Source organism: Hafnia paralvei ATCC 29927 (assembly GCF_001655005.1).
Classification (GTDB): domain Bacteria; phylum Pseudomonadota; class Gammaproteobacteria; order Enterobacterales; family Enterobacteriaceae; genus Hafnia; species Hafnia paralvei.
Genome location: NZ_LXET01000044.1, coordinates 171,827 through 188,408 on the forward strand (window position 1 = coordinate 171,827; position 16,582 = coordinate 188,408).

General features: G+C 49.7%; 12 protein-coding genes. 2 read left to right on the forward strand and 10 right to left on the reverse strand.

All coding sequences use genetic code 11. The annotated features are described in order from the left end of the window. Positions 1–48 precede the first annotated feature (48 nt). Positions 49–789, forward strand: coding sequence for a pyruvate formate lyase 1-activating protein (gene pflA, locus M988_RS12550; protein WP_008813001.1), 741 nt, complete (start codon positions 49–51; stop codon positions 787–789). 669 nt (positions 790–1,458) lie between these two features. Continuing rightward, entirely contained in the window at positions 1,459–1,914 is a 456-nt protein-coding gene (locus M988_RS12555; protein ID WP_039188810.1) for a PTS sugar transporter subunit IIA, read from the forward strand. 70 nt (positions 1,915–1,984) lie between these two features. On the opposite strand, the gene M988_RS12560 is transcribed toward M988_RS12555, so the two are convergent. The 10 genes from M988_RS12560 to M988_RS12605 form a co-directional block, all read right to left on the reverse strand. Continuing rightward, the gene (locus M988_RS12560) at positions 1,985–3,124 is read right to left on the reverse strand and encodes an MFS transporter (RefSeq protein WP_061060461.1); all 1,140 of its coding nucleotides are present in this window, start codon (positions 3,122–3,124) and stop codon (positions 1,985–1,987) included. A 116-nt stretch (positions 3,125–3,240) separates the two neighbouring features. Next, positions 3,241–3,828, reverse strand: a complete 588-nt coding sequence (locus M988_RS12565; RefSeq protein WP_064574399.1) for a 4Fe-4S dicluster domain-containing protein — start codon at positions 3,826–3,828, stop codon at positions 3,241–3,243. Then, positions 3,828–4,442 (reverse strand): Tat proofreading chaperone DmsD, encoded by a 615-nt coding sequence (gene dmsD / locus M988_RS12570; protein ID WP_064574405.1) that lies wholly within the window; start codon positions 4,440–4,442, stop codon positions 3,828–3,830. Before dmsD ends, M988_RS12565 begins: the two co-directional genes overlap by 1 nt. Positions 4,443–4,555: 113 nt before the next feature. Further along, complete coding sequence (locus M988_RS12575) at positions 4,556–5,416, reverse strand: dimethyl sulfoxide reductase anchor subunit family protein (protein ID WP_008812996.1); 861 nt, start codon at positions 5,414–5,416, stop codon at positions 4,556–4,558. A 1-nt stretch (position 5,417) separates the two neighbouring features. Beyond that, complete coding sequence (locus M988_RS12580) at positions 5,418–6,035, reverse strand: DMSO/selenate family reductase complex B subunit (RefSeq protein WP_008812995.1); 618 nt, start codon at positions 6,033–6,035, stop codon at positions 5,418–5,420. A 10-nt stretch (positions 6,036–6,045) separates the two neighbouring features. Next, positions 6,046–8,490: a dimethylsulfoxide reductase subunit A gene (gene dmsA / locus M988_RS12585; protein WP_064574407.1), complete on the reverse strand. Its 2,445-nt coding sequence runs from the start codon at positions 8,488–8,490 to the stop codon at positions 6,046–6,048. 534 nt (positions 8,491–9,024) lie between these two features. Further along, on the reverse strand, positions 9,025–10,317 hold the full coding sequence (gene serS / locus M988_RS12590; RefSeq protein ID WP_004095796.1) for a serine--tRNA ligase: 1,293 nt from the start codon (positions 10,315–10,317) through the stop codon (positions 9,025–9,027). Positions 10,318–10,425: 108 nt separating this feature from the next. Next, positions 10,426–11,769 (reverse strand): replication-associated recombination protein A, encoded by a 1,344-nt coding sequence (locus M988_RS12595; RefSeq protein ID WP_008812992.1) that lies wholly within the window; start codon positions 11,767–11,769, stop codon positions 10,426–10,428. 28 nt (positions 11,770–11,797) lie between these two features. Continuing rightward, positions 11,798–12,409, reverse strand: a complete 612-nt coding sequence (gene lolA / locus M988_RS12600) for an outer membrane lipoprotein periplasmic chaperone LolA (protein WP_008812991.1) — start codon at positions 12,407–12,409, stop codon at positions 11,798–11,800. A 291-nt stretch (positions 12,410–12,700) separates the two neighbouring features. After that, entirely contained in the window at positions 12,701–16,453 is a 3,753-nt protein-coding gene (locus tag M988_RS12605; RefSeq protein ID WP_064574410.1) for a DNA translocase FtsK 4TM domain-containing protein, read from the reverse strand. Positions 16,454–16,582: the final 129 nt, after the last annotated feature.

Genomic DNA, 16,582 nt, shown 5'->3' on the forward strand with positions numbered 1-16,582 from the left:
GCCTTTTTAGACTGCTATTAATCAGTCAATTTTGGAGAAAACCCCGCAATGTCACTCAAAGGTCGCATCCACTCTTTTGAATCCTGCGGTACCGTAGATGGCCCAGGTATTCGCTTTATCACATTTTTCCAAGGCTGCCTGATGCGCTGCCTGTATTGTCATAACCGTGATACATGGGATACCCACGGTGGTACTGAAATCACCGTTGAAGATTTAATGAAAGATGTCGTGACCTATCGCCACTTTATGAATGCCTCCGGCGGCGGCGTTACCGCATCAGGTGGCGAAGCCATTCTGCAGGCGGAATTTGTGCGTGACTGGTTCCGTGCATGCAAAGAAGAAGGTATCCACACCTGTCTCGATACTAACGGTTTTGTTCGTCGTTATGATCCGGTCATTGATGAGCTGTTAGATGTTACAGATTTGGTTATGCTCGACCTTAAGCAGATGAACGATGACATCCATCAGAATCTCGTCGGCGTATCTAACCATCGCACGTTGGAGTTTGCCCGCTATCTGGCAAAACGTAACCAGAAAACGTGGATTCGTTATGTTGTTGTTCCTGGTTGGTCGGATGATGATGCTTCTGCTCACCTACTGGGTGACTTCACGAAGGATATGACCAACGTCGAGAAAATCGAGCTTCTACCTTACCATGAGCTAGGCAAGCACAAATGGGAAGCTATGGGTGAAGAGTACAAACTCGGTGGTGTAAAGCCGCCTTCTCATGAAACGATGGAACGCGTAAAAAACATTCTCGAAAGCTATGGTCATAAAGTGATGTATTGATCATTAAAGCTCGCGGGCTGACATTTATTTAGTCAGCCCGCTTAATTATCAAGTTCGATACTATTTCATCCTCCCCTGCCTGTTTTTACTGCTCAACGCCGCCTTATTGATAATTGTTATTATTACCCCCTTACCACTCTGAATATAAAACCAATTTATATCGCTAAAAACGCTTTAAAAATCGCTTTGCATGAGTAACTAACATTTAGTGTTTTATTCCAATCTAATCACGCAGGTTTGAATTATTTGGCTAATATTCCCAAGAGAATTTAAGTAATGTGATGAGATGGGGTGGATTATTAGACTTTCTTCTAAGCAGTGACTTCCCTGATTGGCACCGATACACTGCCCATACACCCGCAGAATATAGGTCTTAAAGAGAGGTCTTTAAATTCAATCTATTGCGGTGCTGTAAATACTTTTTTTCATACTGACTTGTGCCTGCACATTGCTGCAAACACCAGAGGTGGATGAATTAAATAAACACTATGGATAGCCTTTATACCTAGAAATTCGAGTTGTATGGAAGTGGCACGTTTGCCCCTAGTCGCATAGAGAATCATGTCACTAGAGGGAACACACCATGCCGATACGCATACAGTTTAAGTATGACAGGTATATTTATTTTTTCAGGCGCCCCATTACAGGTGCAATGTTACCGGAGGTTTTATGTCAATTGATGCAATTCTCGACCAACGCTGGCAGTTCTGCCACCAGCCACTGAGCTGGCGCCACGCGATCCATTTAGCCTGCCAACCGCTGATTAGCGAAAGCAAGGTGAATGCAAGCTACCCGCTGCATATCATCGATGCACTCAAGCAGGATAAACAGGACTTCGTGGTAAGCGAAGGTGTATTACTGGTCTTTGCCCAACCTGAACAGGGGGTTATCAGTAAACGCGGAGAAGCATCAGTGCTCAAGTGTGATAAACCGGTAGTACTACAAAATGGCAGTGAAGTTAGCCTGATTATCGTACTGTCTGCTGGAACACAGAGCGAACTGAATAGCCTTCACCAACAAATCGAAGGTTGGCTTGAAATGAATAACTGCCGTGAGCATTTGATGCAGGCAACCAGCCAAAATATGCTGGGCTCGCGCATTCAAGCCGGAAGCCGCATGCACTAATTGCCGCTTTGGTATACAGATACAAAAAACGCCCAAATGGGCGTTTTTTTATGCCAGAAAATCGAGAAGCTTATGCCGCAGGTAACGCATGGTGATGATCGGTTTTCTTCATCAGCATCAACAAATAAACCAGTGCAATACCGGCAATCATGACGAAAAGCACATCGTCGGAATATTGTTGCATCAACGCAGCGACCGTTGCAGGTCCTGCAAGGCTGCCAATGGTGTAGCTCATCAGTAAGGCTTGATTCATGGCAACCAGCTCATGAGGTGCTGCGGTTTCGCAAGCCCACGACATCGCGACCGGATAAAGCGTAAAACCAGCACATCCCAGCGTAAAGAGCGCGGGCACTACACCATAATTCCCCAGCATCGCCATACAACCGAGAATAACCACGCTCACCTGCACGCGAAGAACCGCAATGCGGCCAAAACGATCGGCCAAACGTCCGATTGGCCACTGCCCCATAATCCCAGCACTCACCAGCAACGCCATCCACAGACCGACGTTAGCATCACTCATACCTTTATGGGCTAAATAAAGAGGCAGCAATCCATATAGTGAGCCTAATACTGCCCCTGAAATAACACACCCATGGATCCCGAGTCTCGCACTACGACGGCGCAGCATTGCCCACATTGGTACCGAAGCATGAGATTCAGGCCGTGCAAAGCGAGCGAATAGCAACGGCATTATCGCCAACACCATCAGCGATGTCGCCCAAGGCAGAACTTGCATCACGGCGGTAGGCACAACGCCAAGCATCAGTTGCCCAAGCACCGTACCGAGATAATAGACAGTCATATAAGCAGCTAACAGTTGTCCACGGTTCGCGTTGGTTCCGCTACGCAATAACGCGCTTTCAACCACCACCCATACCATCGCACAACCAACACCGGCCAAGAAACGCAGCGCCAGCCAACTCCATATATCTGTAGAAAAACTCAGCGCCGCTGTTGAAAGTGCAAAGATGGCACAAGCGTAATGGTAGCTGCGGTTAAAACCAGAGTGCATAATGACAGCCCCAGCCACCAACGTCCCCACCAAATTCCCCATAAAATAGGAAGAACTCACCAACCCAACTTGCCAAGTAGGGAGTTGCTCATGGCTAAGCCACAATGGAACCAAAGTATTTAAAACCGCCATAGCAACGGTCAGCAGCAAAAGCCCGCAGAGCAATAAAAGCACTGGGCGAGAGTATGAAGACATTTGAATTTCGAACCGAACCGCATTGAGAAGTGGGCGCATCATGCCACTGGTGAATTAAAAGTCAATCGACTATAGATTAGGCATAGCACGATTTGTTAATACGTAGGTAAAAAAATTTATCTTTCTGACAAATTGGCTAATTTTGGACTTCCTGCCACCAGAGAAATATGTCCATGATAACAGGCCGTTTTGCATTGCCCACAGCCGTCGCAGAGGCTTTCAGCAAACGTTGGTTGTGCATTATCGTCAAAGTAAATCGCGTGAGATGAACAAGCTCGCTCACATAGCCGGCAATCATGATTGCCACGTCCAATGCAGCCTTTAGCAAATAGAGGCCTTAAGGCAGTATCCGATAAAATAAGTGGGGAAAGTGCCCCCGTTTTGCAAGATGTAGTGCAGTCATTGCATTTAGCGGTATCACAAGCTGAAAAATCAATTTGGAGCGCTGCTGCGCCGTCTTTGATTTCGATTAGACCGTAAGGACACGCTGCGATGCAGTCTCCACAGGCGGTGCACAAAGCAAGAAAAAGACGCTCCGCCACGGCCTGTGGTGGGCGTCCTATCGCTCGGCGCACAGATTCAAGTTCAACCTGCTGCTGCGCTCGCTTTCCTGCGCCAAGCAGCCCGCGAAAAAGACCACGGCGACTCACGATGTGGTGCGACATCCAAGCACGATAGTAGTCTTGATCTTTTTGCTCGCTCATTAGCGGTAAAGCTCACGTTCAGCAGGAACAATCGCTAACTGCTGCTGCCAGCTAGCTAGCGTCAACAGCGCTAATTCGGACAAACCTTGATAGAACGGGTGCCGTGCGTCTTGCATCATCAACGTTAAATAGCGAGTGCTCCACGGTAAAAGATGCACGGACAGAAAATCACTCAACGCCTGAGGCTGCGATTCTGATAGCCATGCGGCCATCATTAACATCAGGCCAAACTGATCTTCGGGTTCTTTCTGCCCTATTTGCCCTTCAATCAGATGTTCACGCATCCATTGGCGCAGTGCCAGCGTCGAGTCACCAAAAAGCACGCTCTCTTTATCCAGATACACAGAACCCCACGGAGGAGCCGGTAGCGCATAGGGCCCAATAAACAAGCGCTGATGAGCATCTGTTAGCGACTCATCGGTCATAGCAGCCAATTTTGCCGCACATTGTTCAAGCTGTTGCATCGAGCCATAAGGCCATTCGATGATCCACTCCGACGACGTGAGAATGTCGACTAATGGCGCACAAGTTTCACTTTCAGGGGAATAATAAAACAGAGCACCCAATGAACGTGCCGAGATTGCAATATCTTGAAGCTGTTGAGGTTGTAACATGAAGATACCAAATCAGTTTTAATGCAAAGTAGATGAGACGATGAACGTGAGTTCACTAAAGTGTGGAGCTCAGAAGTGAGCTCCACCGATATTATCATCAATACATCAAGGCGTTAACCGGCTACGGCCATGCCAACAGTCATGTGCAGACCGTAGAACATACCGCGCCCGATCAATTCACCCGCCACAACTAGCGCAAAACCAATCACCAGCCATGCAACCGACGGCGTTTTACCCTTAATCATTGGGCAGATCCAGCATCCAAGCCCTAAGACAAGCAGCGCTAAACGCCATGCCAGCAGAGTGCCAAACGCGGGGATTAACGCCGATGCCTGTTGTACAGAACTGTGGATCTCAGCGAGGCCAAAGCCTTGCATAGCAACCGCGGCTACGCTCACTAATACGGCTAACACGCTGATAACGGGCAGTAGTCGCATGCTACAACCTAAAACACCCGCCGCACGTAGCAGTAGAAAGCCCAGCAAAGGCCCACCGATCAGCATCGTCAACACAAACCCTAGCGTGGTGTAACCATTATGCCACGTGGGAACGGTATCGATCTGATATACGCGGCACATGGCATAGACAAACAGCAACCCCAAAACCATGGTGATCGCTAGCCAAAGTTTGCCTAATGCCGCAGGCATTTTGTTAAGCATCGCGAGGAGCCAATAAATCCCCCCCGCCGCAAAGAATACCGAGCCGCTGGCAATCTCGTTACTCAGGGCCGACTCACCGATGCGGTTAAGCGAATTAAACGCTCGCATCGGAGAACCCAAGTGCATTACAGAAGCAATAAAGGCAATCCCCATGAGTACCCAAAGAAAGAACATGCTGACATGCACTCGGCGCGTGAGCACCTCATCCAAACGACCCGCTATCAAGGCCAGCGCCATGATAATAAAGGCACCAACCACGCACTGCCCTAAAACCGTGAAAATCATCAACGGCCATTCATGCCATCCCATACCCATCTCAGACCTCCTTCGGATTTGCCAGATAACCGGTTGTATCTCCGACCGGACGACTGTTGGCATTAGGTTTTAATACGATGTTCGGCTTAGTGAAGTGCGCCGCAGGCAACGGAGCCACCTCTGCTAAGTCACCATATTTGGCGCGCAGTTCTTCAATCGGTGCTAAATCAAGCGCGCGCAGTGGGCAAGACTCAACGCAGATTGGCTTCTTACCTTCTGCCACGCGCTCGTAACAGCCATCACACTTGGTCATGTGCCCCTTCTCCTCATTGTACTGAGGAGCGCCATACGGGCAGGCCATGTGGCAATAGCGACAACCAATGCAAACCTCTTCATTGACGACGACAAAGCCATCCTCTCGTTTGTGCATCGCGCCGCTCGGACACACTTTAGTACAGGCAGGATCGCTACAGTGGTTACACGAAATGGATAGATAATAGGCAAACACATTTTGGTGATACACACCGTTATCTTCCTGCCAGTCCCCCCCCGCATATTCATAAATGCGGCGGAAGCTAACGTCTGGTGTCAAATTTTTAAAATCTTTGCAGGCCAGCTCGCAGGTTTTGCAGCCGGTGCAACGACTAGAGTCGATATAAAAGCCGTATTGCGTTGTCATCAGCTACTCCTTATGCCTTGGTGACTTGAACAAGATTCGAATGAGACGGGTTGCCTTTCGCTAATGGCGACGGACGCTGCGTGGTGAGCACATTTATCGACCCTGCGTGATCGACTCGATTTGCATCAGGGCTGTACCATGCGCCTTCGCCTAGTGCGACAACACCCGGCATCATTCTAGGGGTCACTTTGGCATTAATACGAACTTCGCCGCGCTGGTTGAAAATGCGCACGATATCGCCGTTGGCAATACCACGTTGTTTCGCATCTATTGGGTTAATCCACATCTCCTGACGGCAAGCTGCTTTCAATACGTCGACGTTGCCATAGGTAGAGTGGGTGCGCGCCTTATAATGGAATCCCGTCAACTGCAGTGGGAATTTTTCAACGAGCGGATCGTCATAGCCTTCAAAACCCGCGCTGTAAATCGGCAGAGGGTCAATGACATCGTCTTTAGCCAATTCCCACGTGGCTGCTTTTTCAGCGAGCTGCGTTGAATAAATCTCTATTTTGCCCGATGGGGTCGTCAGTGGATTAGCTACCGGATCCTCACGAAACGCCTTGTAAGCGACGTGATGACCTTCGGGATCGCGCTGCTTATAAATCCCTTGCTGGCGGAAATCGTCAAACGACGGCAGCCCTGGCATCGCTTGCTGAGACTGTTGATACAGATGGCGTAGCCACTCTTCCTGAGTACGACCTTCGGTAAATTGAGCTTCCACGTCCATGCGCTTCGCCAACTCACTGGTCATTTCGTAGATATTTTTGCATTCGAAACGAGGCTTGATGACCTGATCGGCAAAAATAACGTAAGACATGTTGCCCGCCGAAGCATCTAAACAGAAGTCCATTTGCTCCGACGCAGTACAGTCAGGCAGCAAGATGTCGGCGTATTTAGCCGAAGCGGTCATGTGGTTATCAATGACCACAATCATTTCGCACTTTTTATCATCTTGTAGAATGTCATGCGTACGGTTGATCTCAGAATGCTGGTTCACCAAACAGTTACCCGCATAGTTCCAGATCATTTTGATTGGCACGTCCAGCTTATCTTTGCCGCGCACCCCATCTCGCGTTGCTGTCATTTCGGGGCCACGTACAATCGCGTCCGTCCACATGAACATGGAAATACTGGTTTTAACCGGATTCTCCAGGGTCGGCATGCGAACAAAGTCGAGAGAATACGACCCTTCACGTGCACCACTATTGCCGCCGTGAATCCCCACGTTGCCGGTTAAAATCGCCAACATAGAAATTGCGCGCGAAGCCAACTCGCCGTTTGAATGGCGCTGTGGCCCCCAGCCTTGTGAAATATAAGCGGGTTTAGCCGCGCCAATTTCACGAGCAAGCTTGATAATTTTATCCGCCGGAATACCCGTAATTGCTGCCGCCCACTCTGGCGTTTTGGCTACACCATCAGCCCCTAGGCCTAAAATGTAGGCTTTATAGTGGCCATTGGCTGGAGCTCCTTCCGGCATGGTTTTTTCGTCATAGCCAACACAGTATTTATCTAGGAATGCCTGATCGACCAAATCCTCGGTGATCATCACATGTGCTAAGGCAGAGGCTAACGCCGCGTCGGTACCTGGACGAATAGGCACCCATTCGTCTTCGCGTCCAGCGCCTGTATCGGTATAGCGCGGATCGATAATGATCATACGGGCATTAGATTTCTGTCGAGCCTGCTCCAGATAGTAAGTCACCCCGCCGCCGCTCATTCGCGTTTCACCAGGGTTATTACCAAATAGAACCACTAATTTACTATTTTCGATATCTGACGGACTATTCCCATCGGCCCAACCGCCGTAGGTGTAATTCAACCCTTCAGCAATTTGCGCTGTACTGTAATCGCCGTAATGATTCAGATAGCCGCCACAGCAATTCATTAGGCGAGCAATCAGAGTCGCCCCCGGTGGCCAAGAGCGTGTCATCGTACCGCCCAGCGTACCGGTGCCGTAGTTCAGATAGATAGCTTCGTTACCATAGTCTTTAATGATGTGCTGCATACTAGCCGCGATGGTATCGAAGGCTTCTTCCCAGCTTATGCGTTTGAATTTACCTTCCCCACGCGCGCCAACGCGTTTCATGGGATATTTCAGACGGTCGGCGTTGTAAACGCGGCGACGCATAGAACGCCCACGTAAGCATGCGCGAACCTGATGCAAGCCCTCATAATTGTCGTCACCTGTGTTATCGGTTTCGACATATTTAATTTCGCCATCAACAACATGCATGCGTAACGGGCAACGGCTGCCACAGTTTACGGTACATGCACTCCAGATAACTTTTTCATCTTTTCCCAAAGATGTTGTGCCTGACTGAGCTGCTGCCTTACGGGCAAACGGCAGAGATAATCCACCACTCGCCGCAACTAAACCGCCGATAGCGCTGGATTTAACCAGCTTGCGGCGGCTCACCTGCGTAGACAATAAGCCTGTCTCTTTCGTATTTTTCATACAATACCCACTCAGTTTGCTTTCAAAACAAAAAATATGACTGAAAATTTTCTGACGAACGTCTATGCGTTTTTTTATTAGTCAGTAAAACGGAAAGTGGAGGTATTACGTAATTTGCTGTTTCAAGCGCGCTCACTGCGCCAGATAAAACATAAACTCGCAATTAATTGGAATGAAATTGAGCAAATATCCGTATCCACTTTCTCAAATGGATAATACTTCTTTGGGAGTAAGTCATATTGTTTGATGTCAATAAACACTCGTAGAACGCAGGCACAGGTGGTTTATGTGATGCAATTAACAGCTTTTCAAAATCATAAACTTACGTTTGAGAATGCAAATCAATTAGCCATCGGCATCGATAAAGAAGCGAATAGATTGACCAGAAATAATTCTCACGATATTGAAATAGAACGGGGTTAAATATGACTATAAAAAGTGGCTTGAAAAACGTGGTAATTGAATAAATAGAGAAAGCAGTTATTTAGTTTATAAAAAAAGCGCCCGTAGGCGCTTTTACAAACATATTCGAGATTAACCGATATATTCTAAGCCATTCATGTATGGACGCAGAACTTCTGGTACCTGAATGCGACCATCAGCTTGCTGATAGTTTTCCAGTACAGCAACCAGCGTACGACCAACGGCCAAACCAGAACCATTCAGTGTATGCACCAAACGTGGTTTTTTGTCGGTTTTGTTACGGCAACGAGCCTGCATACGACGAGCTTGGAAGTCCCACATGTTTGAACATGAAGAGATTTCGCGGTATGTATTCTGAGCAGGAACCCAAACTTCCAGATCGTAGGTTTTGCTAGAGCCAAAGCCCATATCACCCGTACACAGCAACACTTTGCGGTATGGCAGGTTCAGCAGCTGCAGCACTTTTTCAGCATGACCGGTCAATTCTTCCAGCGCATCCATAGAGTCTTCTGGACGAACGATCTGAACCAACTCAACTTTATCAAACTGGTGCATACGGATCAGACCGCGAGTATCGCGACCATAAGAACCGGCTTCTGAACGGAAGCATGGCGTATGGGCAGTCATTTTCAGCGGCAGAGATTCTTCTTCCAGAATTTCGCCACGTACCAAGTTAGTAACAGGAACTTCAGCCGTCGGGATCAACGCATAGGTGCTGGAATCCGCTTCTTCTTCCAGTGGACGCGTGTGGAACAAATCGCCACCGAATTTTGGCAGCTGACCAGTACCATACAAAGTATCGTGGTTCACCAGATATGGAACATAGGTTTCCAGATATCCGTGCTGCTCGGTGTGCAGATCGAGCATGAACTGCGCCAACGCACGGTGCATACGCGCAATTTGGCCTTTCATGACAACAAAGCGCGCACCGGTCAGTTTAACGGCAGCAGCAAAGTCCAGCCCGCCAGTCATTTCGCCCAGCGTTACGTGGTCGCGGACTTCGAAATCATAAGTACGAGGCTCGCCCCAGCGGCTCACTTCCACATTGTCGTTTTCGTCTCTACCTACCGGCACAGAATCATCTGGCATGTTAGGAATAGACAACGCCAGATCGCGAATATCATTTAGCAACTGATCCAGCTCAGACTTAGCCGCATCCAGCTTTTCGCCCAATTCGTTGACTTCAAGACGCAGTGGTTCAATGTCTTCCCCACGCGCTTTAGCCGCACCGATGGATTTGGATCGCGAATTACGCTCTGCTTGCAGGCTTTCAGTTTCAACTTGCAGCACTTTGCGGCGTTCTTCCTGCTGACGCAGAGTGTCAACATCCAGTTTAAAGCCTCGACGAGCCAGCTTTTCGGCGACTGCGTCTAGCTCATTACGCAGTAGATTGGGATCTAGCATGCTAATCCTGTGATTATATTGAGGGAGTTTTAATGAGCAATACATTGAGCACAAGGCGCTCAATGTAAAGCGTATTTTATCAGGGTTAACCTTACCGCAATGGGAAAATTAGCGGTAGCGTTTTGTCGGGCTATTTTGATCCTGCTCAGCCAACCATGCCAGTTTTTCACCAATTTTGCCCTCTAAACCACGGTTAGTAGGCACATAATATCGGGTTTGTGACATTTCAGGTGGGAAGTAGACTTCACCGGCAGCATAGGCATGAGTCTCATCATGCGCATAACGGTACTCCGCCCCTAGCCCCATTTCCTTCATTAGCTTGGTCGGTGCATTGCGCAAATGATCGGGAACATCATAATCAGGGCGCTCTTTCGCATCATGCAAAGCGGCTTTGAACGCGGTATAAACTGCGTTACTTTTCGGTGCACAGGCTAAATAAACGATTGCCTGCGCAATTGCGCGCTCACCTTCGGCTGGCCCTACTCGGGTAAAACAATCCCATGCGGAAATGGCCACCTGCATGCCACGCGGATCGGCATTACCGACATCTTCGGATGCAATCGCCAACAGGCGCCGAGCCACATACAGCGGATCACCGCCGGCAGTAATAATGCGGGCATACCAATAGAGCGCCGCATCCGGTGAGGAACCTCGTACCGATTTATGCAACGCCGAAATCAAATCGTAAAAACGGTCACCTTTATTATCAAAGCGAGCACTGCGCTCGCCTGACACTTCTTTCAGAAGATTCGGCGTTAATACACGATTGCCGCTGGCATCAACTTCCGCCATATCGGCCATCATTTCCAACGTGTTTAGTGCACGGCGGGCATCCCCGCCGACCAGCTCGGCAATCATATTGCGAGTATCATCTGGCAGAACAATATTTTGTCCGCCGTAGCCACGCTCTTTGTCGGCCATCGCCTGATTGAGCACTTCGATAATATCGTCGCTGGTCAGCGCCTTAAGCAGATAAACACGGGCACGTGAGAGCAGCGCCGAGTTCAACTCAAAAGAAGGATTTTCAGTCGTAGCGCCGATGAAGGTGATGGTGCCATCTTCGATATGCGGCAGGAACGCATCCTGCTGACTTTTGTTAAATCGGTGAACTTCATCAACAAACAGAATGGTGCGGCGGCCAGCATCACGATTATGCCGAGCTCGCTCGATAGCCTCACGGATCTCTTTGATACCGGAGGTTACCGCCGAAATACGCTCAACGTCCGCATTACCATAGCGACCGATCAATTCTGCCAGCGTTGTTTTACCTGTCCCTGGAGGCCCCCACAAAATCATTGAATGCAGGTGACCTGCTTCGATAGCTCGCGGCAACGGTTTGCCAACAGCCAGCAGATGACGCTGTCCGATATACTGCTTCAATGTTTCTGGCCGCATACGCGCGGCCAGTGGTTGAAACTCGTTCTGCGAGAAGTCGAGGGACAGATTACTCACTGGCTTTTCCCATTCAGTATTTTTAAAACTATTGACGCTGATCGTCCACCGTCACACCTTTAGGCGGAGTGAACTGGAATTTGCTGGCATCAACCACACCGCTTTGCTGGCTTTTCAGCTTGTAAGCACTGCTCTGGCCATCTTGTTCAACTGCGGTAAAGCTGTTAATAGTGCCCGTTGGCGATACGCTAATCGTGAATTTCTTGAGGTTATTTTTCTGGCTTTTTGGTGTCAGATCAAAAGTATCCCCTGTTTGTTTCACATTATACTGATTCCACTCTTTCGCATCGTTGCGGGTAATCAGCATAAACGGCGTATTGCTCGTCGCACTGTCTAGCCACGTCGCGGTCACTTGCTCAACAAACGGATTATAGAACCACAGCGTTTTACCATCAGAAACCAAAACGCTCTCATCCGGTGACGTCATATGCCAGTTGAACAGGTTCGGACGTTTTACCCAAAGTTCACCTTCGCCCTGCTGTACCGCCGCTCCATCAGCCGTCGTTACCGTCTGGGTAAAGCTTGAATGGAAACTATTCACTTTATCCAAACGGCTTTGTAAATCACTCGTTGGAGACGCCTGCACCGCTGTAGATGCAAAACCGGTTACCAGACAGCACGCTAATAACAACTTTTTCATTATGTTCTATACCTTTTTTCGGTCACAGTTAACTGCTGAATACAGATAACCTCGGCTGATTTTTATCGTCTGGTCAACGGTGATTACGCCGCTGCACCACGCTTTATATTACCCAATATAATACGCTAACTTTAGCGAATAGACATGGGGTTATCATCGGTAACATTCTGAATGACGGTGATTTACACATCTTTGCTCTGCTAGACGCGTCGTGATTTATTCAGCAACTGTCTGAAATAAAACGGGCGGTGAAATCACCGCCCGTAAGCTACACGTCATCAATAATATGAATTACATATCATGCGATGGCGGAGCCAGCACTTCACGGTTACCGTTATTTCCCGGCGAGCTCACAATGCCCTGAGCTTCCATCTGTTCAACAATACGAGCCGCACGGTTATAACCAATACGGAATTGTCGCTGAACACCGGAAATCGAAGCACGACGTTTATCAACAACAAAGGCAACGGCCTGATCGAATAGCGGATCCAGCTCTTCATCACTATCTAATCCTAAGCCGCCTTCCCCATCTTCAGACGAGCTCAAGATACTGTCGATATATTGCGGACGACCACGCGCTTTCCAGTCCTGTACGACGGCATGAACCTCTTCATCGCGGACGAATGCACCGTGCACGCGAACCGGCATTGAAGAGTTAGGCGGCATATACAGCATATCCCCCATCCCCAGCAGCGATTCTGCGCCCCCCTGATCGAGGATCGTTCGGGAGTCGATCTTGCTAGAAACCGTAAAGGCGATACGTGTCGGAATGTTTGCTTTGATCAAACCGGTAATAACATCCACCGACGGACGCTGGGTCGCCAGCACCAAGTGAATACCTGCCGCACGCGCTTTCTGAGCCAAACGGGCGATCAGTTCTTCCACTTTCTTACCAACGGCCATCATCAGGTCGGCGAACTCGTCCACCAGCACCACAATATAAGGCAGTTTCTCCAGTACTGGTGGCGTCATGTCCATGCTGTCGCCCGGTTTCCAGAACGGATCTGGAATTGGACGTCCCATCGCAATCGCCTGTTCAACGCGCTCGTTATAACCCGCAAGGTTACGTACACCCAGCGCAGACATCAGCTTATAACGACGCTCCATCTCACCGACACACCAACGCAATGCATTAGCGGCATCTTTCATATCTGTGACCACTTCGGTCAACAGATGTGGAATACCTTCGTAGACAGAAAGCTCCAGCATTTTCGGGTCGATCATGATGAAGCGCACTTCATCCGGCGTCGCCTTATACAGCATGCTGAGGATCATGGCGTTCACGCCCACCGACTTACCGGACCCCGTAGTACCTGCCACCAACAAATGCGGCATTTTAGCCAAGTCGGCGATGACGGGCTGCCCAGCAATATCTTTCCCCAAGACAATAGTCAACGGAGAAGGGCTTTCGCGGAACTTGGAGCAATCCAACACTTCACGCAGGTACACAGTTTGACGATGTTTATTCGGCAATTCCAAACCGACATAAGGTTTACCCGGAATGACCTCAACCACACGTACCGCAACCGCAGAGAGCGAACGCGCCAGATCTCGCGACAGGTTAGAGATACGCGCTGCTTTTACACCTGGCGCAAGATCCAACTCGAAGCGGGTGATAACTGGGCCTGGAGAGATCCCAACAACCTCGGCTTTGACACGATAGTCCGCTAAACGCGACTCCACCAGATTCCCCACCTGCTCCAGCGCGAACATATCTACAGGTTCAGAGTTGGCCGGAGGTTCAGTCAGCAGGTCCAGCGTCGGTAAAGGCGTCGTCGGTTTTTCCAACGGCTGCTCATGACCGCGCATCAGGAATGGATGAATTAAACCATCCATGGCCGGATGCTGTCCTGTCGATTGCTGCGCCACTGGCTGTTGAGCGTTCGGTTGTTGAATGCTTGGCGGTGGCGTAACCGGCGCCGCAGGTGGCTGCTGATAAACATTCGGTTGAACGGGTGCAGGCTGCTGCGAATACTGCGACGCCGCGGGCTGTTGATAGGACTGAGGCTGTGATGGTTGCACTGGCTCATCGTAACGGCCAAATGGCACATCATAGGCATCGCTGTCACGTGCGGCCGTTTCTTCCTGCTCAGGGGTAATCGTGAACAAAGGCTCCGAAGGACCATCATCCACCAAATCAGCCACAGGCGTAAATCCAAACGCATTATTACTTGCTGCCGCTTCGCTTAACGCTTTCGCAGGCGAGAAGTCCATCAGGTCATTACGGGAAGCAGTGACACCGCTTAATGCATAAGAATTATCATCCGTTGCATCAGTCTGCTGCTGATAACGCTGTTGCTGCTGGGAAGAAAACTCGCTTTGCAGACGCGCCATTTCAGCCGCCTGCTCATCTTCAGCCTGATGCTCATATTGTTGTTCGCCATAGCGCTGTTGCTGCTGCTCCGCAAACGCCTGACGCAGCGCCGTTTGCTCTCTCAGTGCTTCATCATCAACCGGCTCAACATTATTTTGTTCTAAATTTTGCTCTAGCGACTGCTGCGGACTCTGCTGGGCTCTCAGACGCTGAGCCTCAGCTTCTTTCTTAGCTTGCTCTTCCGCCATACGCTGCGAAGGAAGCTTAATCCCAAGAGAGGCTAATTCACGGCGAGTAGGGATCCGTACCGGATTTGGTCGCGGCAGTTCTGGACCATTCCCTTGTTTCACCTGCAGGCTGCTGTCTTCCGTCGCGCTAAACGCAGGCATGAATAGAGCACCGGCAGCAGCGGCTGTAGACACCGTAGTCGGAACAGTATCATCCCGTGAAGCGGCGCCAAACGGCATACTATTGGAGGATAACCCCGGATTGATATATGGCGTTTTAGGCAGTTCATCACGATCGAAATGTGATGCACTGAAATTCATACCCGGTGCAGACGATGGTGTAGAAGGCGTCTCTGGTTCCAAACTCCCCAAACGCGGCCCCTCATCATCCCATGCAGAACGTGCTGGACGAGTTGGCGTATGTGACACATTCGTTGGGCGATCTTCCGGCATCTCGAAAGAGTATAGCGGAGGCATACTAGGCTTAATTTCTGCCACCGGCTCAGGCTCTGAGGCGCTAAAGGCCATGGGCTGAGTCGCTGCAGAAGCAACTGGCTGAGCCGAAGCCACCGCGGCGCCAACGGCAGAAACAGCCGCCGCCGGTTTTAATTCATGGCTGACAGCAGGCTGTGCGGATTCATCCAGAGACATTTCCGCCTCATGCAGCGGACGTAATTTACCCAGAAGAGGATCGTTTTCGTCCTCATCGACACTTGGCAACTCTGGTGCGGTTCTTGTTGGCTTGGCCAGCAAGATATCGTCTTCATCCTCATCAGCAGCCCGAAGCAGAACATCATCTGTCTCCTGCCCTACCGACGATGCGTGTTTATCCAGCACAACTTCACGAGCGTCGTCCTCGTAATCGTAATCATCATCGCGATCGCGACGCGAGCGATTACTCATGAAGGTTAAGCCTCCGAGCAAGACCCCACCGATTTTCTCCGCGATGGTCAGCCATGACCAGCCGGTAAACAGAGTCAGCCCAACGGCCCATACCCCTAACAGCAGCAATGTTCCCCCCACGCTGCCCATGAGAGGATTCACGCCGTTCTCCAGCAGACTCCCAATAAGACCGCCGGAGGCAAAATGGTAGATATCATCAACGTTTAATGAGGTTAAACCGCAGGACGCTAAAACCAGCGCCAACATGCCGATGAGTTTCAGGGATATCGCAAAATAGTCGACATAGCCGCTATCGTCGCGTTTGCGGTAAGCAAACCAACATAGAGCGAGCATGACAGGAGGAATGGCGTATCCCATCACTCCGAAAACAAAGAATAGAGTATCAGCTAGCCATGCACCTGCCCCGCCGCCAATATTATTGATAGGTTCGTGCCATGCCGTTTGCGACCAGCTCGGATCCGAGGGGTCAAAGCTCAGCAACGAAACCATGAGATAAATAGAAAACAACGCTACTACAATGAGTAACGCTTCGTATAGCCGACGTCCACTGCTCATTCGTTTGAGAGTAACGTCCTTCTCTTCTGTGTATTCCTGGCTCAAGAAAGGCTCTCCAGGTTCCTGTTTTTCACCATAGCACTATTATTGCCTATTGCCGCTTTAGAACAACGCATTGCCACGTAATTTTGTATTTAACAAAGACTCGTACGAATAACAACGCCGAGAGACTAT

Bases quoted from the DNA above. Each gene is read 5' to 3' on its own strand.
- pflA (WP_008813001.1), top strand. From the start codon at position 49: ATGTCACTCAAAGGTCGCATCCACTCTTTTGAATCCTGCGGTACCGTA.
- serS (WP_004095796.1), bottom strand. From the start codon at position 10,317: ATGCTAGATCCCAATCTACTGCGTAATGAGCTAGACGCAGTCGCCGAA.
- dmsD (WP_064574405.1), bottom strand. From the start codon at position 4,442: ATGTTACAACCTCAACAGCTTCAAGATATTGCAATCTCGGCACGTTCA.
- M988_RS12575 (WP_008812996.1), bottom strand. From the start codon at position 5,416: ATGGGTATGGGATGGCATGAATGGCCGTTGATGATTTTCACGGTTTTA.
- M988_RS12565 (WP_064574399.1), bottom strand. From the start codon at position 3,828: ATGAGCGAGCAAAAAGATCAAGACTACTATCGTGCTTGGATGTCGCAC.
- M988_RS12560 (WP_061060461.1), bottom strand. From the start codon at position 3,124: ATGTCTTCATACTCTCGCCCAGTGCTTTTATTGCTCTGCGGGCTTTTG.
- lolA (WP_008812991.1), bottom strand. From the start codon at position 12,409: ATGAAAAAGTTGTTATTAGCGTGCTGTCTGGTAACCGGTTTTGCATCT.
- M988_RS12580 (WP_008812995.1), bottom strand. From the start codon at position 6,035: ATGACAACGCAATACGGCTTTTATATCGACTCTAGTCGTTGCACCGGC.
- dmsA (WP_064574407.1), bottom strand. From the start codon at position 8,490: ATGAAAAATACGAAAGAGACAGGCTTATTGTCTACGCAGGTGAGCCGC.
- M988_RS12555 (WP_039188810.1), top strand. From the start codon at position 1,459: ATGTCAATTGATGCAATTCTCGACCAACGCTGGCAGTTCTGCCACCAG.